The organism is Burkholderia sp. MSMB1835 (assembly GCF_001526365.1).
In the GTDB taxonomy this organism is placed as follows: domain Bacteria; phylum Pseudomonadota; class Gammaproteobacteria; order Burkholderiales; family Burkholderiaceae; genus Burkholderia.
The window spans coordinates 176,279-194,476 of record NZ_LOYP01000043.1 but is presented as its reverse complement, the minus strand read 5'-3'; the positions used below and the strand labels follow the sequence as shown (position 1 = coordinate 194,476).

The following is an 18,198-nucleotide window of genomic DNA, read 5'->3' as shown; positions in this document are numbered from 1 at the left end:
GCATCCGACGCACGCAGCGGCGTGGCGACGTGTCGGATCCTGCACGCGAAATATAGACTTAAAGTCTACTATAGACTATAGGGGATACGAGAATGCCGCGTCGTTTCTCGACGTCGGAATTTCGTCGACCACTTCCGAATGCCTTTGATTCCATGGCTTTTTCCATGAACCCGGCAACGACACGACGTCTCGAAAAGAAAAATTCTCCCGATTTCGTTTGTCTATATTAGACTTTTCGTCCATCACGAACCCGCCGGACGCCGTCTTTCGAGACTTTCTGTCCAGCCCGAACCGGAGATGTCCGATGACGCAAACCGTCCCCACCCCGCCGCTGATCGTCGACGAAGCCGCAGTGCGCGCGGCGCTGCCGTCGCTCGACGTGCTCGGCACGCTGCGCCGCATGTTCGCGTCGCTCGCCGCGGCGCGCGCGGTGCAGCCGCCGCAGACGCTCACGCTGTTTCCCGACCAGGCCGGCGACTTCATCACGTATCTCGGCGCGCTCGCCGATGCGCAGGTGTTCGGCGCGAAGCTGTCGCCATACATCGCGACGGGCAACCAACCCGACGGGAAGCCCGACGGGAGACCGATCGTCACCGCATGGACCGCGCTGATGTCGATGCAAACCGGCCAGCCGCTGATGTGGTGCGACGCGGGGCTCTTGACCGTCGAACGCACGGCCGGCACGACGGCGCTCGCGGTCGACTGCCTCGCGCCGCGCGACGCGCGACATCTCGCGATCGTCGGCACGGGAGCGGTCGGCGTCGCGCACCTCAGGCACACGGCGGCGCTGCGCGACTGGGACACGATCCGCGTGTACTCGCCTGCGCTCGCCGGCGACGCCGCGCTGCAGGCGGCCCTCGTCGAGCTCGACCCGCGCGCATGCGCGGCGGCGAGCGTCGAGGCGTGCGTGCGCGACGCGGACGTGGTGATGCTGTGCACGTCGTCGGGCACGCCCGTGCTCGGCGACGGGATGCTCACGCGCCCCGCGCTCGTCACGTCGATCAGCACGAACGTCGCGCGCGCGCACGAAATCCCGCCCGCGTGGCTGCCGGACATGGACGTCTACTGCGACTACCGGCACACAACACCCGCGAGCGCCGGCGAGATGCAGATCGCGGCGGCCGAGCACGGCTGGGATGCCGGCCGGATCGTCGGCGACCTGCCCGCGCTCGTCGCCGGCACCTGCGCGGCGCCGTCGCGCACGCGTCACGCGTTGTTCCGCTCGATCGGCCTCGGGCTCGAGGACATCGCGATCGCGCATGCGCTGTACACGCATCTGACGCGCGCATGAACGGCGCGCGCACGCGGGGCCGATACAATGGCGCAACCGCCGCGGCGGCCGCGCGCGGGCGCACGGGCATGCCGGCCGACGGTGCGCCGGCTCGCCGGCCCGACACGCCGCCCGGCTTCCGCCCACCCGAGATCGCGACACCGATGCGCAAGAAGAAATCTCCCGTCAAAGACCTGCTGCTCACCCGCTATGCGCCGATCGCCGACGGTATCGCCGCACTGTTCTTCCCGTACGCGGAAGTCGTGATCCACGACCTGCACGACCAGACCGTGCTGTATCTCGCGAACAACCTGTCCAAGCGCGAGGTCGGCGACGATTCCGCGCTCGAGGAAATCGATCATTCGGCGCGCGAGCGCGTGATCGGCCCGTACGAGAAGCTGAACTGGGACGGCCGGCGAATGCGCTGCGTCAGCAACGTGCTGTTCGACGACGACAGCCGGCCGGCCGGGATGATGTGCATCAACTTCAACATCGCGGTGTTCGACGAAGTGCGCGCGACGCTCGACCTGTTCATCAAGGGCGCGGGCGTCGTCGCGCAGCCCGACGAGCTGTTCCGCGACGACTGGCAGGAGCGCATCAACACGTTCCTGCACGGCTGGCTGCGCGAGCGGCAGGTCGGGCTGAACGGGCTCACGCGCGAGCACCGGCGCGAGCTCGTCGAGGCGCTGTACGCGGAAGGCGCGTTCCGCGGCAAGAGCGCGGCGAACTACGTCGCGAACGTGCTCGGGATGGGGCGCGCGACGGTCTACAAGCACCTCAAGCACCTGAAGGAAACGCGGGGCGACGCGTGAGCGCGACGCGGCGGGCGCCATCGCGGTAGCCCGGCGTCGGTACCGCGCCGGCGGCTCCACGCCCCTGCTTCGCGACACGCGGGCGCGCCCCCTTTCGCACCGTGCCACGCGGTTTCGCGAGCGACGAAGCGTCGAAACATAAAGTGATATAGTCTCGGTTACATTTTTTTGCCGCCCGGACCGCCCATGACGACCGCTCTCGCCCCGACTGCCCGCCCGACCCTGACCGTCGAAATCTGGTCCGACCTGATCTGCCCGTGGTGCTGGATCGGCAAGCGCCGCTTCGACGAGGCGCTGGCCGCGTTCGCGCACGCCGACCGCGTCGACGTCGCGCTGCGCGCGTACCGGCTGATGCCCGGCCAACCCGTCGAGCCGGTCGAGGCGATGCTGGCCGGCAAATACCGGATGGCGCCCGCGCAGGTCGACCAGATGCTGCGCCAGGTGACCGATGCGGCCGCGAGCGTCGGGCTGAGCTACGACCTGCCCGGCACGCTCGTCGGCGACACGCTCGACGGCCACCGGCTCGTGAAGCTCGCGCAAGCGTCGGGCCGCGCGCAAGCGCTGACCGAGCGGCTCTACCGCGCCTATTTCTGCGAGCACGGCTCCCTGTTCGATCATGCCGAGCTGACCGAGCTTGCGGTCGAAGCCGGACTCGAGCGCTCGGCCGTCGAAGCCGTGCTGCGCAGCGACGCGTATCGCGACGAAGTCGAAGCCGACATCGCGCGCGCCGCACGAATCGGCGGGCGCGGCGTGCCGCTGTTCGTGTTCGGCGACCGCTATGCGGTGTCGGGCGCGCAACCGGCCGACGCGTTCGCGCAGGCGCTCGACCAGGCGTGGCGCGACGGCGTCGTCGAGCCCGGCGGCGGCGACGCGGCCGCCTGCGGCCCCGACGGCTGCGAACTGCCGGCTCGGCCGTAACGCTCATCCCGCTCCACGCGCGCCGCAGCCGCGCGCGCCACTACGCGACGCTCCTGCCACAAACCGGCAGGAAGCGCGGGCCGCCGGCATCTACAATGCATCCTTTCAAATGACTATCGGAAGGCTGCAAGCCCATGACCCACGGGATTCACGGCGAGAAGCGCTGGTACGCGCTGATCGTGCTCTGTCTCGGCGTGCTGATGATCGTGCTCGACAGCACGATCGTGAACGTTGCGCTGCCGTCGATCAGCACCGATCTCCACTTCACCGAAACGGCCCTCGTGTGGGTCGTCAATGCATACCTGCTGACGTTCGGCGGCTGCCTGCTGCTCGGCGGCCGGCTCGGCGACCTGTACGGCCAGCGGCGCATGTTCCTCGCGGGCCTCGTCGTGTTCACGCTCGCGTCGCTCGCGTGCGGCCTCGCGCAATCGCAGGGGATGCTGATCGCCGCACGCGCGGTGCAGGGGTTCGGCGGCGCGGTCGTGTCGGCCGTCTCGCTGTCGCTGATCATGAACCTCTTCACGGAACCCGGCGAACGCGCACGCGCGATGGGCGTCTACGGTTTCGTGTGCGCGGGCGGCGGCAGCATCGGCGTCCTGCTCGGCGGGCTGCTGACAAGCTCGCTGTCGTGGCACTGGATCTTTCTCGTCAATCTGCCGATCGGCGTCGCCGTCTACGCGATGTGCGTCGCGCTGCTGCCGCGCACGCGTGCGCCGGCGGGCACCGCACGGCTCGACGTCGCCGGCGCGATCACCGTGACCGCGTCGCTGATGCTGGCCGTCTACGGCATCGTCGGCGGCAACGAGGCCGGCTGGCTGTCGACGCAGACCGTCGCGCTGATCGGCGCGGCCGTCGTGCTGCTCGTGCTGTTCATCGCGATCGAGTCGCGCGCCGCGCATCCGTTGATGCCGCTCACGCTGTTCGCCGCACGCAACGTCGCGCTCGCGAACGCGATCGCCGTGCTGTGGGCGGCCGCGATGTTCGCGTGGTTCTTCCTGTCCGCGCTGTACATGCAGCGCGTGCTCGGCTACGGGCCGCTGCAGGTCGGCCTCGCGTTCCTGCCGGCGAACCTGATCATGGCCGCGTTCTCGCTCGGGCTGTCGGCGCGCATCGTGATGCGCTTCGGGATCCGCGGCCCGATCGCCGTCGGCCTGCTGATCGCGGCGTGCGGCCTCGCGCTGTTCGCGCGCGCGCCGGTCGACGGCGCTTTCGTATGGCACGTGCTGCCCGGCATGACGCTGCTCGGCATCGGCGCGGGCGTCGCGTTCAATCCGGTGCTGCTCGCCGCGATGAACGACGTCGACCCGGCCGATTCCGGGCTCGCGTCGGGCATCGTCAACACCGCGTTCATGATGGGCGGCGCGCTCGGGCTCGCGGTCCTCGCGAGTCTCGCCGGCGCCCGCACCGACGCGCTCGCGGCGGCGCAAGCCGCGCCGCTCGACGCGCTGAACGCCGGCTACCGCGCGGCATTCGCGTTCGGCGCGGCGTTTGCGGCCGTGGCCGCGCTGATCGGTTTCGCGCTGCGGATCCGGCCGCCACGCGCGGTCGAAGGCGCCGGCCCCGCGATGCACTGACCGTCGGCAGCCGGGCGGGAACCGGCGTCGAATCGGGGCGCGCAGTGTCGCGCCCTTTTTTGCGCATGCCGGATGCGCGGCATACGCATCCGGTTCGTCTTACCGTTCAGGCCGCCGATCCTCGGCCCGCCCCTGCTCAAACGCCCGTTTGACGCCCCGCCGGCGGCCGCCGCGTGAGCTCCCCCGCCGATTTTTAACGCAGTCGTACGTTGACGCGTCACTTTTGCGACAATGGCGGACTTTGATGCGCGCGCCGCGGCCGCGCGCCGCCGCCGAACGCCGCATAACCGCCTGCTTCCGATGTCGCTTCCCCATATCGATCTGCTGTACTCCCTGTCCGGCCTGTTCGTCGGCATCCTCGTCGGCCTGACGGGCGTCGGCGGCGGTTCGTTGATGACGCCGATTCTCGTGCTGCTGTTCGGCGTCCACCCCGCGACGGCGGTCGGCACCGACCTGCTGTACGCGGCCGCGACCAAGGCCACCGGCACGCTCGTCCACGGCCTGAAAGGCTCGATCGACTGGCGCATCACCGGCCGGCTCGCGGCGGGCAGCGTGCCGGCCGCGGCGCTCACGCTGTGGTGGCTGCACACGCACGGGATGAACACGCCGGGCACCGCGCGGATGATCCAGCTCGTGCTCGGCGTCGCGCTGCTGCTCACGTCGCTCGCGCTGATCTTCCGCCCGCAGCTCACGGCCTTCGCCGCACGCAACCCGCTCGCGCCGAGCCCCGCGCGCACGCTGTGGTCGACCGTGCTGACGGGCGCCCTGCTCGGCGTGCTCGTGTCGATGACGTCGGTCGGCGCCGGCGCGATCGGCGTGACCGTGCTCCTGCTGCTGTATCCGCTGCTCGCGACGACCCGCATCGTCGGTTCCGACATCGCGCATGCGGTGCCGCTCACGCTGGTCGCGGGCATGGGCCACTGGCTGCTGGGCTCGGTCGACTGGTCGATGCTGCTGTCGCTGCTGCTCGGTTCGCTGCCCGGCATCGTGATCGGCAGCCTGCTGTCGGCGCGCGCGCCCGAGCGGCTGCTGCGCAACCTGCTCGCGTCGACGCTCGTCGCGGTCGGCGTGCGGCTGGTGCTCGCGTAGGCACGGCGACACGGCACGCCGCACCACGCGCGGCGCCCCTCCACTGCAACGGCCCGTACGTCATGCGTCGGCCATTCATCTGAAAAAACAGCCCGAGCGGCTCGCGCCGATCGGGCTGTTGTCCATTCGCGGCACCGCGATCCCGAGCGGCCCGCGCCGAAGCCGGGCCGCACGAGCCGCGGCGTGACGCTTACTGCCCCTGCTGCTGCAGTTTCTGCTGCTTCATCTGCTGCGTGCGCGCCTGCAGCTTCAGCACGCGCTGCAACGCGGTGCGGTTCGCGAGGATGCCGTCGTAGAAGTTGGCGAGATCGCCCTTCAACGCGGTCCGCGACGCGTCGTTCAGGTAGATCATGTGGCCCGACGGGTAGTTCTTGATCGTCAGGTTCTGCGCCTTGAGCGTCGGATCGAGCGGCATCTGCGCGAGCGTCAGCTCCGTCTGGTGGAACGGCGTGACGGCGTCGAAATAGCCGTTCGCCGACAGCACCTTCAGGTCCGGGTTCACGCTCATCGTCGACGCGAGGTCGCCGGCCGTGTACAGCGTATTGCCGCCGCCCTTGTTCGCGCCGGTCGGGTCCGTGTGGCTGAAGTCCCAGTTGTTGAAGACCTGGTCGTTCAGGTCCACGAACGACGACGTCGACGTGTACTTGAGGTCGGTGTTGATGTAGCTGTTCCACAGCACCGTGTATGCGCCGCCGACGTTCGTGATCGACGGATCGTTGCTGCCCGAGTTCGGCAGGATATACGGCGCGATGCCCTTGCCCGTGAAGTTCGCGCGACCGTCGTACTGGCCGATCTGCGTGCCCGGCACGAGCGTCAGGAAGAACGTGTACGGCGGGTTGTCGTCCGACGACGGCACGTTGCCGAGCGCGGCCGGGTTGCCGAAGGTCTGGATCAGCGACGTCGGATCCGTGCCGATGTACGAACCCATCTGCTGCGCGGTCTGCAGGTTCAGGTTCAGCCGCACGTTCACGAAGCCGCCGTCCTGCGGGTTCGGCTTCTGCGCGAGCGGCGCGAGCGTGTTGTCCGCGTAGTTGCGGGCCTGGACCATGTACGCGTCGAGATCGGTCGGCGTCGGGTTGAGCGTCGTCTTCTTCCAGTAGAACGCGTCGGCCGCGAGCGTCGGGAACGTGCCGACCGCGGACAGCGCATTCGCGTAGTCGAGGATCGACGACTGCAGCGTGATCCCGTTCAGGTCGATGCCGTCCTCGTGCAGCACCCATGACACGACCGCGCTGCGCGCGGTGCCGTACGACTCGCCGTACAGGAACTTCGGCGAATTCCAGCGCGAGTACTTGGTCAGGTAGCGCTGGATGAAGCGGTCGATCGAGCGCGCATCCTGGTCGGTGCCCCAGAAGTCCTTGTTCTTCGCCGGCGCGATCGCCGTCGAGTAGCCGGTGCCGACCGGGTTGATGAACACGAGGTCGGTGCGGTCGAGCAGGCTGTCCGGGTTGTCGAGCAGCTTGTACGGGGCTGGCGGCGTGAAGTTCGGGAACGACGACTGCAGGCGCTTCGGCCCGTACGAGCCGAGCAGCAGGTAGACCGACGACGAACCGGGGCCGCCGTTGTAGAAGAACGTGACCGGGCGCGGCTTCGACGGATCCGGATTGTCCTGCGTGTACGCGACGTAGAACATCTTCGCGTTCGGCGCCGACGTGATCGGATCGATCGTCGTCAGGTGGCCCGTGGTGGCCGTGTACTTGATCGTCTTGCCGCCGATCGTCACCTGGCGGTGCACGACTGCCGCGCCTTCGGTCGAATCCGTGACCGCGTCGTTCGGCCCGGTGCCGTACACGTCGGTGTCGACGTACGGCTGGTCGGCCGCGGCGGCGGCCGTTGCGTCGGTATTGACCGACGTGCTGCCGCTGGACGTCGCGGCCGCGGCGGCGGCCGCCGCGCTCGGGCTCGGCCCGTCGTCGCCGCCGCACCCCGTGACGAGCAGCGCCGCGGCCGCTGCCGCGGCGAGCGGTACGCTCAGGGTCGTTCCAAATAGCGCGAAACCGTCTTTCAAGGACTTGCGTGTCGTCATTATTGCCTCTCGAACAGAACGATAAATACCGCCGGCCGCAAAGGATCATTTGCGCCGGCGCTCCGCACCGGGAATGCATTCGTTATGCGACGCACTCCGAGTTTTTTACCGGATCGGCGAATACCGATCGGCACGATTTACCCCACCCATGTTTTTTTGCAACCGCACAATGGAATCAATTCCATTGCGAACGACCATTCAACGGTTCGCAGCAATGCGAATTCATTTCGCGAATTCGCATGCGCACGAAATCGACGACCAGGCGACACCCTGCGAAGCCCGCCAGACAAGGCGCCTTCACTTCGAAAAGACGAACGATTCCGGTCGGCACGACACCGATTAATCGCGAAACGGCGATCAATCGCGGCTCGGGCCGACTGAATAAAATCGAAAGGATCGATTAACTAAAAGGAAAGGAATATTCTCGTATCTGGAATTTATTAAATTAAGTGAAAATACCGGCGCATAATAGGTTCCGGATTTATGGCCGTAAAGTAATAATTTGTTACGGCGCTCGCCATTCGGATAAAAGGCAGTACGGGACCGATTCCAGGCGATGCAAAGAAAAAGCCGGACGGCTGTCCGGCTTCGTCGGAGGCGGCGCGACGGCCGCCGTCAGAGCGGCACGTCGATCGTGCCGACGCCGGCGGAAATCGCGTTCGCGCCCGGCGCGGCCGAGATCGGCGGCAGGTTCGCGCTCGTCAGCGCGGGCGCGGCGCCCGGCGTGCCGCCGCGCGGCACCGTGCGGATCACCTGCGACGGCGGCAGCGGCGCGCCGTTCTTCAGGTGCTTCCACATCAGGTTCAGTGCCTGCACGTTGTAGTAGTGAACCGGCACGAAGCGCGTGTCGAAGCCCGGAACCGACAGGAATGCGTCGAAGTGCTGGCCGTTCGTCACTTCGTAGAACACCAGCTGGCTGCGCCCGGCTTCGCTGATGCCGTTCTGCGCGACGTACGCGCGCGACGCGTGGTTCACGGGCACGAGCGCGTCGCTGCGGCCCTGCACGATGATCGCCGGCTTGCCGTGCAGGTTCGCGTTCACGCGCACCGCGTCGACGTTCGCGGGCATGCCGAGCATCCCGTTCGTCCATAGCTGGCGCAGGCACAGCGCGCCCGCGAAGCTCGCGTCGGGCGTCGCGAGCCGGTGGTCGACGCCCGCGCCGTTGTTGAACACGAGATTGATGCCGGCCGTCGGCGGCACGCCGTTGCCGGCGCCGAACACGGCCGGCATCGGCGACGCGGCGGGCGCCGCGACCGCGCCGGTCGCCGGGTTCGTCGTCGCGAAGCTGAAATTGCACAGGTTGTCGGTCACGCGCGAGCGCGTGTACGCGTTCGCATAGGTGACCGCGATCGCCGGAATCGCCTGCGAATCCCACATCGGCGCCTGCAGCAGGTCGGAATCGGCCAGATAGCCGGCCGCATGGAGCTGCGCGAGCGCGTCGGCCGCCTGGCTCTGCGTGTCGGCGCCCGCCACCAGCCCGGCCGCGGCGAGCGTCGCGCAGCGCTGCGTGCGGATCGACTGCGTGGTCGCGGCCGGCAGCGCGCTCAGGTACGGCGCGGCGGCGAGCGACGCCGAGGCGGCCGCGCACGGTTCCAGCAGGTTCGCGAGCGTCGCGTAATCGGCCAGCGGCCGGCCGAACGACGGCACCGGCTGGCCGCCCGCGCGCACGACCGCATTCGGCGCCATCCGTACGTTGATCTGCGGCTCGCCGACCACGACCGCGGTAATCCAGCCGCGGTCGTCCTGCTCGGCCGCCGCGAGCGACGCGCCGCCGCCGTTGCTGACCGACGCGGCGATCGTCGTGATGTCGCCCGCACGATAGCGCACGCCGTGACGCGCGCCGTCGATCAGCGGTCCGAACTGCTCGTTGAGCGCCCAGTACGCGAACTCGACCGACTGCAGCGTCACGCGCCCCCAGTCCTGCTCGGGATTCTGCTGCGAATGCGCGTGCTTGAACGCATAGCGGTTCGGGAAGCGGCTGTTGAACGCGGCGAGATCGCCGCTCGTCACGTTCGCGGTGAACAGGCTCGCGGTGCCGGCCAGCACCGCGTTGGCGAGCGTGCCGTCGATCAGCGTGACGGTGTCGGAGCCGAGCTCGTGCGCGCCGTTGCCGCCGCCCTTGTCGTTGTAGGCCACCGCGCAGCCGCGCTTGAGCGCCCACTCGCCGGCCGCGGAAATCGCGCCGTACACGCCGCGCGAGCCGGACGACGTCGCGGTGACGATGCACGGCTGCGCGGGATCGAAGCGCGCGGGCACCTGCACGAGCAGCGTCACGTTCTTCGCGCCGCTGCCGTCGTCGGCATACGCGAGATATTCGGTGCCGGCGATCTTGCCTTCGCCGAGCGTATCGTTGCCGTCGAGGTCGACGTTCGGCCCCCAGAAGCGCCCGTAGCCGCCGTTCGCGCTCATGTCGACGAGCGCGCGGTAGTTCGACCAGATCGCGAGGCGACGCAATTCGGCGCTCGTCGGCCGCGACGGGTTCGCGAAGCCGGGCGCACTCGCCGCGGCGAGGCCCGTCTTGCCGAGGCCGGCCGTCAGCAGGTCGTCGCTCGCGCCGTCGTAGGTCGTCGTGCGCACGCTGCCGGACACGAAGCCGGGCAACCGGTTGCGCTCGGCCGATTCGTCGCCGTTGCAGGCGCCGAGCATCGCGACCGCGGCCAGCACCGCCCCCCACACCACCCGCCTGCCCCACCCGAGCTTCGTCATCGCCGCCCCCACGATATCGTTATCGGTCCGCCGCCGCGCCGCGCGCGGCGCTCGGTCTCTGAAACGCAAACGGGCCCCGGCATGCCGGGGCCCGCCTGGAAACGGGCGCACGCGGCGCTCGCGCGCCGCCGCCCGGCGTTACTGCTGCTGAACGGTCAGCTTGTTCGTGACCGACGTCACGCCCTTCACGCTCTTGGCTGCCTCTTCCGCCTTGTCGATCTGTGCCTGGTCGGGCACCGTGCCCTCCAGCGAGATCGCGCCGCCCTTCGAACGCACGACGAGGTTCGCCACGTCGATGCCGCCCGCCTTCGTAATGGCCTTGCGCACCGCGTAGCCGAGCTTGCGGTTCGCCTTCTTCGCGGTTTTCGCGGCGGCCTTCGGCGCGCTCGCCGCGGCCGACGGCGCTTCCGTTGCCGCTGCGTCGCTCGACTGCGCATACACGCTGCCCGACAGACAGGCCGCCACGGCGGCGACACCCAACGCTCTCAACACGATCGACTTCATGCTATCTCCTTATCACTCCGGAACGGCCGTGCACAGTACGGCCGGATACCCCCAAAAACAGCCGGCCCGCGCGCGAACGGGCGGGACAGCCGGTGTTTTCCACGGCGATACGAGAGAGGCGTCACGGGCCGGCGGCCGGCGCACGCGAAAGCGGGCCGGCCGGGCCGGACAGCCGCCGGCCGGACGCGCCCGGTCTCATGACGTGCCGGGTCGCGCGCGATTCGGGCGCGGCTGCGTCGCACAATGTAATCCAGCGCCCGCGGAAGCGCAAAGCTTTTGACGCGACGGCGCGCGCCGCTGCCGCCGCGCCGCCGTGCCACCCCGCCGCGACTCGCGCATAGGCGGCGAAACCGGGTACCATCGCCGCGAGCATCCGTGTCGTCCGGTGACGACCGTCACCGATGCGTCACGCCAGCGTCACTCGCCGATTCCATGAAGCCTGCCCGCCCTCGCCCGCCGCGCCGTATCCTCGCCCGCTTCGTCGCCGTCTCGTGGCGCGACCTCGCGCTGTCGATCGGCCCGACCGTGCTGCTCGCCGGCGCGGCCGTCTGGCTCGCGGTCAAGCTGATCCAGCCAGCACCGCCGTCCACGCTCGTGATTTCGTCCGGGCCGCCCGGCAGCACCTACTGGAACGCCGCCCAGAAATACAAGGCGATCCTCGCGAAAAACGGCGTCACGCTCGACGTTCAATCGTCCGAAGGTTCCGCGCAGAACCTCGCGCGACTGTCGAACCCGAACGCGCCGGTCGACGTCGGCTTCGTGCAGAGCGGCATCGGCCCGAAGGAGCGCGACGAGCATCTCGTGTCGCTCGGCAGTATCGGCTACGTGCCGCTCGCGATCATGTACCGCGGCCCGGTCGTCGGGCGCCTGTCCGACTTCAAGGGCAAGCGGCTCGCGCTTGGCGCGGAAGGCAGCGGCGCGCGCGAACTGAGCCTCGCGCTGCTGAAGATGAACGGCATCGTGCCGGGCGGCCCGACCGAGCTCCTGCCGACGGCCGGCGAGGACGCCGCGACCGCGCTGCTCGACGGCAAGATCGACGCCGCGTTCCTGTCGGGCGACTCGACGCAGATCCCGGTGATGGCGAAGCTGTTCCGCGCGCCGGGCGTGCACGTGTACTCGTTCACGCAGGCCGACGCGTATGCGCGGCGCTTTCCGTACCTGACCGCGATCACGCTGCCGATGGGCGTCTACGATCTCGGCCGCAACCTGCCGCCCGCCGACATCCACACGGTCGCGCCGACGATCGAACTCGTCGCGCGCGACTCGCTGCACCCCGCGCTGTCCGACCTGCTGATCGAGGCCGCGCGCGAAGTGCACGGCCACGCGACGATCCTGCAGCACGCGGGCGAATTCCCGTCGTCCGTCACGCGCGGCTTCCCGCTGTCCGACGATGCCGCCCGCTACTACAAGTCGGGCAAGACCTTCCTGTACCGGCGGCTGCCGTTCTGGGTCGCGAGCCTCGTCGACCGGCTGCTGGTCGTCGTCGTGCCGCTGATCGTCGTGCTGATCCCCGGGCTGCGGCTCGTGCCGTCGCTGTACGGCTGGCGCGTGCGCTCGCGCATCTACCGCTGGTACGGCGCGCTGATCGCGCTCGAGCGCAGCGCGCTCGGCGAACATACGGCCGACGAGCGCGTCAAGCTGCTCGACGAGCTGGACGACATCGAGGAAGCCGTGAACCGGATGAAGATGCCGCTCGCGTACGCGGGACAGTTCTACGTGCTGCGAGAGCACATCGGTTTCGTGCGCGAACGGCTCACCGCGCACGACCAGGATGCGCCGGCGGCCCCGCCCGGCGCCGGCAATCCGCCGGCACGCACGGAAACCGACCCGCCGCCGGCAGCCGGCGACGCCCCCCGGGCGACTCCCGGTTCCGCGTAAGCGAACGATCCGCGATCATTGCTGCATGCGCGCGCCGCCGCGTAACATGGAGGCCGCCGCCAGGCGCCGCACGCCCCACCCTCTGGAGAACGACATGACAACCGGCCTCGATACCGCCCAACCCGCCTGGTTCTTCGACTTCGTGTCGCCGTTCTCGTATCTGCTGCTCGAACAGCACGACAAATGGCCGGACGTGCCGTTCAACCCCGTCGCCGTCTCGCTGCCCGATCTGCAGCGCCACTGGGGCCAACGCCCGAGCGCCGACGTGCCGGCCAAACGCGTGTTCACGTACCGGCATGCGCTGTTTCGCGCGGAACAGCTCGGCATCCGCTTCAAGATGCCGCCCGCGCATCCGTTCGATTCCGACAAGGTCCTGCGCCTCGCGATCGCGCTGCGCGCCGATATCGTGACGGTACTGGAAATGTTCCGCTTCATCTGGCGCGAAGGGAACGACCCGTCGACGCCGGAAGGCTTCGCGGCGCTGTGCGAACGCGTCGGCGTCGGCCACGGCGACGAGCTGATCGAATTCGAGGAAACCGCTGCGCAACTGACCCGCAACACGGCCGACGCGATCGCGCTCGGCGTGTTCGGCGTGCCCACCTTCTGGATGAACAAGCAGCTGTTCTGGGGCGAGGACGCGCTGCCGATGGTGCTGTACTGCGCGCGCACGCCGAACTGGCTCGAATCGCGCGAGGTCAAGCGGATCAGCACGCTGCCGAAGGGCCGCGCGTGATGGCCGGTATCACGCACGGCAACGCGCGGCTGCGGTAAGGTTACGCGTCACCGGACTCACCCCCAATCGATGGAAGACGACGACCGTACCGCCTCGCTCGACATCTGGCTCGTGCGCGTGTTGCGCACGCTGCTGCTCGAGCGCAGCGTCACGCAGGCCGCGCTGCGGCTGAACCAGACGCAGCCCGCGATCAGCACCGCGCTGCGCAAGCTGCGCGAGACGCTGAACGACCCGATCCTCGTGCGCGGCAAATCCGGCATGGTGCCGACCGAGTACGGCGCGTCGCTGCTCGACGCCGCATCGCGCGCGCTGCGCGAGGTCGATTTCATCGCGACGCCGCACGGCGACTTCGATCCGTCGTCCGCGCGGCGCACGTTCCGCGTCGCCGCGCCCGACTACCTGAACGATTTCTTCATGCCGACGCTGATCGAGCGCTTTCGCGATGCGGCGCCGCATGCCCATCTGGAGATCGATTCGCTGAATCCCGCGCTCGACCACGCGGGTGCGCTCGAATCGGGCGCGCTCGATCTCGTGATCGGCAACTGGCCGAAACCCGACCCGCAGTTCGCGCGCCAGGACCTGTTCTCCGACACGATCGTGTGCCTGATGCGCGATGCGCATCCGCTCGCCCGCGTGCCGCTCACGCGCGACGCGTATGCGTCGGCCGCGCACGTCGCGCCCACCCCGTACACCGGCGACAAGCGCAACGCGATCGAGATCGGCCTGGCGCGCGCCCGCCTCACGCGGCGCATCGTGACGACGCTGCCGTACTTCGGGATCGTGCCGCAGGTGCTGCTGCAATCGGACCTGATCTTCACGACGACGCGCCGCTTCGCGACGCACTATGCGCAACTGCTGCCGCTCGTCGTCGTCGCGCCGCCCGTGCCGTTCCCGCGCATCAAGAGCTACCTGCTCACGCATCCGCAGCCCGATCGGCCGACCGACATCGCGTGGCTGTGCGCGCTGATGCAGAGCGTGTCCGACGAACTGACGGTCGCCCGCACGCGCAAGCGCTGAAGCGGCGCGACGCGGGACGCCCTCGCGCACGATCACGCAGCGCGGCCGCTCAGGCCGTGCAGAACGTTTCCTGAAGATGGGTCCAGCGCACGACGCCTGCCGCGTCGCGCTCGAACACGGCCGTCGCGCGCCGCGCGGGCAATTCGCCCGAGGCCGCATGCTGCGCTTCGACGTAGGTGAGCGTCACGTGCGACGCGCCGGCCGCGAGCACGCGAATGTCCGACAACGCGATCCGCAGCCCCGGCTTCGCGCCGCCGAGCTGCGCGAACAGTGCACGCAGGCCGTCGCGATCGAGCAGGCGGCCGTCGGTCAGGATCATCGTGAAACCGGTGGAGAAAGATGCGAGCAGCGCATCGAGCGCCGCGGGCGCGGTATCGGCGCCGGACAGCCAGCGCTCGATGGCGACGACGCTCGCATCGAGCGCGTCGAGATAGACCTGGTGATCGGACATGGTGCGTGCGCGAAAGACGCGCGGCCCGATGCCGCGCGATCCGTTCAGTGTAGGCAAAAACGCGCCGGCGTGCGCCGGGCGTATCGGCCGCGCGTCGTTATCGCGCGCAGCTGACGTCGTCGCGCGCGCGGCCCGCGGCGGCCGCCTTCGCATCGGCCACCGGCATGCCCGAGCGTGCCTGCAGCAGCTCCGCGCAGACGGCCACCGCGATCGCGCCCGGCGCCTTGTCGACGATGCCGGCGACGCCGATCGGACACACCATCTCGACGAGCCGCGCCGGATCCACGCCGCGCGCGGCGAGCCGGCGCTCGAACTTCACGCGCTTGGTGCGCGAGCCGATCATCCCGAAGTACGCGTAGTCGCGCCGCCGCATGATCTGCGCGGCGAGCGAGAAGTCGAGCGCGTGGTTGTGCGTCATCACGAGGAAGTACGCGCCGGGCGGCGCCGCGTCGACGACGGCCTCCGGCGTGTCGGTGGGCTCCGGCTGCACGTTCGGCGGGCATTCGTCCGGGAACAGCTCGTCGCGCGTATCGACCCACTGCACGACGCACGGCAGCGCGCCGAGCAGCGTGACGAGCGCATGGCCGACGTGCCCGGCGCCGAACAGCACGATGTGCATCGGCGCCGGCGCGCCGGTCGCGCGGTTGCGCTGGCCGGTGCCCGGCGCGAACGGCTGCAGTTGCGACGGCGCGCTGCCGCACACGCCGTCGCATCCCGCGACGGGTGCCGGCGACGCGGCACGCGGCGAACGAGCGCGGCCGTTCATGCCGGCCTCCCGCCGGCCATCCCGACGGCGCTGACCGCACCGTCGAGCCGAGCGCACGAAGCGGGCGTGGAGCGGCGGTTCATCGTCTCACCCTGCCCGAGCGGCGCTCGCCGCCCGTACCGCCTGCACCGCGCGCAGGATCGACTCGCCGGTGGCCGGCGCATCGAGCGGCGGATTCACCCGGTAATCGCCGACTGCCGCGATCGCATCGCGCACCGCGAAGAACACCGAGAACGGCAGCAGCAGCGGCGGTTCGCCGACCGCTTTCGAACGGTGGATGCTGTCCTCGACGTTGCGGTTCTGGAACAGCCGCACGTTGAACTCGGGCGGCGTGTCATTCACCGTCGGGATCTTGTACGTGGACGGCGCGTGCGTCATCAGCTTGCCGCCCGCGTTCCACCACAGCTCCTCGGTCGTCAGCCAGCCCATCCCCTGGATGAACGCGCCTTCGACCTGGCCGATGTCGAGCGCCGGGTTCAGCGACGCGCCCACGTCGTGCAGCGCATCGACGCGCAGCGTGCGCATCTCGCCCGTGAGCGTGTCGATCACGACTTCCGATACCGCCGCGCCGTACGAGTAGTAGTAGAACGGGCGGCCCTGCAGCTTCGACTGATCCCAATGCAGCTTCGGCGTCGCGTAGAAGCCGTCGGACCACAGCTGCACGCGCGCGAGATACGCCTTCGCGATCACCTCGCCGAACGGCACGCTCGCGCCGCCGATCCACACGAAGTCGTTGCCGAACTTCACGTCGGCCGCCTCGACCGTGCCGTCGCCGAACTGCTTCGCCGCGAACGCCGCGAGCCGCTCGCGCAACTGGCGCGCCGCATCCTGCGCGGCCTTGCCGTTCAGGTCCGAGCCCGTCGACGCGGCGGTCGCGGACGTGTTCGCGACCTTGCTCGTATCGGTCGCCGTCACGCGGATCCGGCCGAAGCGGATGCCGAGCTCGTGCGCGACCACCTGCGCGACCTTCGTGTTGAGCCCCTGCCCCATCTCCGTGCCGCCGTGGTTCACGAGCACCGAGCCGTCGGTGTAGATGTGCACCAGCGCGCCGGCCTGGTTGAAGTGCGTGACGTTGAACGCGATCCCGAACTTCACCGGCGTGAGCGCGATGCCCTTCTTCAGCACCGTGTTGCGTGCGTTGAATGCGCGCACGCCCGCGCGCCGCGCGCGGTAGTCGCTCGTCGTCTCGAGTTCGCCGAGCAGCTCGTGCAGCACGTTGTCCTCGACCGTCTGCCCGTACGGCGTCACGTTGCGTTCGGTCTTGCCGTACAGGTTCGCGTAGCGCACGTCGAGCGGATCGCGGCCGAGCGAGCGCGCGATGTCGTCGAGGATGTATTCGATCGCGAACGCGCCCTGCGGGCCGCCGAAGCCGCGGAACGCGGTGTTCGACTGCGTGTTGGTCTTGCCGCAGTAGCCGGCGATGTCGACGTCGCCGAGCCAGTACGCGTTGTCGAAGTGGCACACCGCGCGCGTCATCACCGGCCCCGACAGGTCGGCCGAGAAGCCGCAGCGCGACGTCATGTCGAGTGCGACGCCGTCGATGCGGCCGTCGTCGTCGTAGCCGACGTCGAAGCGGTAATGGAAATCGTGTCGCTTGCCGGTGATCATCATGTCGTCGTCGCGGTCCGGACGCAGCTTCACCGGGCACAGCAGCTTCCACGCGGCAAGCGCCGCGCAGCATGCGAACAGGCCCGACTGCGATTCCTTGCCGCCGAACCCGCCGCCCATCCGGCGGCATTCGACCAGCACGTTGTGCGACGCGACGCCGAGCACGTGCGCGACGAGGTGCTGCATCTCGCTCGGGTGCTGTGTCGAGCAGTACACGTGCATCCCGTCGTCGTCCTTCGGCACCGCGTACGCGATCTGCCCTTCCAGGTAGAACTGCTCCTGCCCGCCGAGCAGCATCTCGCCCGACTCGCGGTGCGGCGCGGCGGCGAGCCGCGCGGCCGCATCGCCGCGCGCGAGCTTCAGCGGCGGGATCACGTAGGTTTCGGCCTTGCGCGCTTCCTGTGCGGTCAGGATCGCGGGCAGCTCCTCGTAGTCGACCTGCGCGCGGCGCGCGGCGAGCCGCGCGGTTTCATGCGAGGTCGCGACGACGATGAACATCGGCTGGCCGACGAACTGCACGACGCCCTTCGCGAGCACCGGATCGTCGTGGATGATCGGCCCGCAATCGTTGACGCCCGGGATGTCGTCGGCCGTGAACACGGCGACCACGCCCGGCGTCGCGCGCACCGCGTCGAAGTTCATCGACACGATCTTCGCGTGCGGCTTCGCGGACAACCCGAGCGCCGCATGCAGCGTGCCCGCGACGAGCGGGATGTCGTCGGTGTAGGTGGCGCGCCCGCTCACGTGCAGGTGGGCGGATTCGTGCGCACGCGACACGTGCACTTGCGCGGCGTCGGCCTGCGGGTCGACGGTGCTGAGGAACGGTTCTGCTTGCTGGTTCATGTT

The 18,198-nt window shown here is 69.3% G+C and carries 14 protein-coding genes; 8 read left to right on the top strand and 6 right to left on the bottom strand.

Translation table 11 applies throughout. From position 1 onward, the window contains the following. Positions 1–304: 304 nt before the first annotated feature. The 5 genes from WS96_RS19705 (at position 305) to WS96_RS19685 (ending at position 5,663) form a co-directional block, all read left to right on the top strand. Positions 305–1,291 carry an ornithine cyclodeaminase family protein gene (locus WS96_RS19705; RefSeq protein ID WP_059834716.1) on the top strand — a complete coding sequence of 329 codons (987 nt, stop codon included), beginning with the start codon at positions 305–307 and terminating at the stop codon, positions 1,289–1,291. Continuing rightward, a complete protein-coding gene (locus tag WS96_RS19700; RefSeq protein ID WP_059834713.1) occupies positions 1,288–2,082 on the top strand; it encodes a helix-turn-helix transcriptional regulator in 795 nt (264 codons plus the stop codon). The genes WS96_RS19705 and WS96_RS19700 overlap by 4 nt, the downstream gene beginning before the upstream one ends. A 186-nt stretch (positions 2,083–2,268) precedes the next feature. Then, positions 2,269–3,000 (top strand): DsbA family oxidoreductase, encoded by a 732-nt coding sequence (locus WS96_RS19695; RefSeq protein ID WP_059834711.1) that lies wholly within the window; start codon positions 2,269–2,271, stop codon positions 2,998–3,000. A 134-nt stretch (positions 3,001–3,134) separates the two neighbouring features. Then, entirely contained in the window at positions 3,135–4,574 is a 1,440-nt protein-coding gene (locus WS96_RS19690) for a DHA2 family efflux MFS transporter permease subunit (protein WP_059834709.1), read from the top strand. 300 nt (positions 4,575–4,874) lie between these two features. After that, positions 4,875–5,663, top strand: a complete 789-nt coding sequence (locus WS96_RS19685) for a sulfite exporter TauE/SafE family protein (RefSeq protein WP_059834745.1) — start codon at positions 4,875–4,877, stop codon at positions 5,661–5,663. A 190-nt stretch (positions 5,664–5,853) separates the two neighbouring features. On the opposite strand, the gene WS96_RS19680 is transcribed toward WS96_RS19685, so the two are convergent. The 3 genes from WS96_RS19680 to WS96_RS19670 form a co-directional block, all read right to left on the bottom strand. Further along, positions 5,854–7,689, bottom strand: a complete 1,836-nt coding sequence (locus WS96_RS19680) for a S10 family peptidase (RefSeq protein ID WP_059834707.1) — start codon at positions 7,687–7,689, stop codon at positions 5,854–5,856. 615 nt (positions 7,690–8,304) lie between these two features. Continuing rightward, complete coding sequence (locus WS96_RS19675; RefSeq protein ID WP_059834705.1) at positions 8,305–10,395, bottom strand: D-(-)-3-hydroxybutyrate oligomer hydrolase; 2,091 nt, start codon at positions 10,393–10,395, stop codon at positions 8,305–8,307. Between the two features lie 138 nt (positions 10,396–10,533). Further along, complete coding sequence (locus tag WS96_RS19670; protein WP_059834703.1) at positions 10,534–10,899, bottom strand: BON domain-containing protein; 366 nt, start codon at positions 10,897–10,899, stop codon at positions 10,534–10,536. Between the two features lie 432 nt (positions 10,900–11,331). Between WS96_RS19670 and WS96_RS19660 the strand changes: the two genes are divergently transcribed. From WS96_RS19660 to WS96_RS19650, 3 genes are all read left to right on the top strand, one after another. Then, positions 11,332–12,777, top strand: a complete 1,446-nt coding sequence (locus WS96_RS19660) for a TAXI family TRAP transporter solute-binding subunit (protein ID WP_059834700.1) — start codon at positions 11,332–11,334, stop codon at positions 12,775–12,777. A gap of 94 nt (positions 12,778–12,871) precedes the next feature. Next, entirely contained in the window at positions 12,872–13,510 is a 639-nt protein-coding gene (locus WS96_RS19655) for a 2-hydroxychromene-2-carboxylate isomerase (RefSeq protein WP_059779395.1), read from the top strand. 69 nt (positions 13,511–13,579) lie between these two features. Then, complete coding sequence (locus WS96_RS19650; RefSeq protein ID WP_034206550.1) at positions 13,580–14,527, top strand: LysR family transcriptional regulator; 948 nt, start codon at positions 13,580–13,582, stop codon at positions 14,525–14,527. 49 nt (positions 14,528–14,576) lie between these two features. On the opposite strand, the gene WS96_RS19645 is transcribed toward WS96_RS19650, so the two are convergent. The 3 genes from WS96_RS19645 to xdhB all read right to left on the bottom strand — a co-directional run bounded on the left by WS96_RS19645 (position 14,577) and on the right by xdhB (position 18,195). Next, entirely contained in the window at positions 14,577–14,978 is a 402-nt protein-coding gene (locus WS96_RS19645; protein ID WP_059834698.1) for a nuclear transport factor 2 family protein, read from the bottom strand. A 97-nt stretch (positions 14,979–15,075) separates the two neighbouring features. Further along, on the bottom strand, positions 15,076–15,744 hold the full coding sequence (xdhC, locus tag WS96_RS19640) for a xanthine dehydrogenase accessory protein XdhC (RefSeq protein ID WP_059834696.1): 669 nt from the start codon (positions 15,742–15,744) through the stop codon (positions 15,076–15,078). Between the two features lie 87 nt (positions 15,745–15,831). Continuing rightward, the gene (xdhB, locus tag WS96_RS19635) at positions 15,832–18,195 is read right to left on the bottom strand and encodes a xanthine dehydrogenase molybdopterin binding subunit (RefSeq protein ID WP_059834694.1); all 2,364 of its coding nucleotides are present in this window, start codon (positions 18,193–18,195) and stop codon (positions 15,832–15,834) included. Positions 18,196–18,198 lie beyond the last annotated feature (3 nt).

What these genes read in the sequence shown, in the direction of transcription:
- WS96_RS19705 (WP_059834716.1), top strand. Translation starts at nt 305, where the DNA reads ATGACGCAAACCGTCCCCACCCCGCCGCTGATCGTCGACGAAGCCGCA.
- WS96_RS19700 (WP_059834713.1), top strand. Translation starts at nt 1,288, where the DNA reads ATGAACGGCGCGCGCACGCGGGGCCGATACAATGGCGCAACCGCCGCG.
- WS96_RS19695 (WP_059834711.1), top strand. Translation starts at nt 2,269, where the DNA reads ATGACGACCGCTCTCGCCCCGACTGCCCGCCCGACCCTGACCGTCGAA.
- WS96_RS19690 (WP_059834709.1), top strand. Translation starts at nt 3,135, where the DNA reads ATGACCCACGGGATTCACGGCGAGAAGCGCTGGTACGCGCTGATCGTG.
- WS96_RS19685 (WP_059834745.1), top strand. Translation starts at nt 4,875, where the DNA reads ATGTCGCTTCCCCATATCGATCTGCTGTACTCCCTGTCCGGCCTGTTC.
- WS96_RS19680 (WP_059834707.1), bottom strand. Translation starts at nt 7,689, where the DNA reads ATGACGACACGCAAGTCCTTGAAAGACGGTTTCGCGCTATTTGGAACG.
- WS96_RS19675 (WP_059834705.1), bottom strand. Translation starts at nt 10,395, where the DNA reads ATGACGAAGCTCGGGTGGGGCAGGCGGGTGGTGTGGGGGGCGGTGCTG.
- WS96_RS19670 (WP_059834703.1), bottom strand. Translation starts at nt 10,899, where the DNA reads ATGAAGTCGATCGTGTTGAGAGCGTTGGGTGTCGCCGCCGTGGCGGCC.
- WS96_RS19660 (WP_059834700.1), top strand. Translation starts at nt 11,332, where the DNA reads ATGAAGCCTGCCCGCCCTCGCCCGCCGCGCCGTATCCTCGCCCGCTTC.
- WS96_RS19655 (WP_059779395.1), top strand. Translation starts at nt 12,872, where the DNA reads ATGACAACCGGCCTCGATACCGCCCAACCCGCCTGGTTCTTCGACTTC.
- WS96_RS19650 (WP_034206550.1), top strand. Translation starts at nt 13,580, where the DNA reads ATGGAAGACGACGACCGTACCGCCTCGCTCGACATCTGGCTCGTGCGC.
- WS96_RS19645 (WP_059834698.1), bottom strand. Translation starts at nt 14,978, where the DNA reads ATGTCCGATCACCAGGTCTATCTCGACGCGCTCGATGCGAGCGTCGTC.
- xdhC (WP_059834696.1), bottom strand. Translation starts at nt 15,744, where the DNA reads ATGAACGGCCGCGCTCGTTCGCCGCGTGCCGCGTCGCCGGCACCCGTC.
- xdhB (WP_059834694.1), bottom strand. Translation starts at nt 18,195, where the DNA reads ATGAACCAGCAAGCAGAACCGTTCCTCAGCACCGTCGACCCGCAGGCC.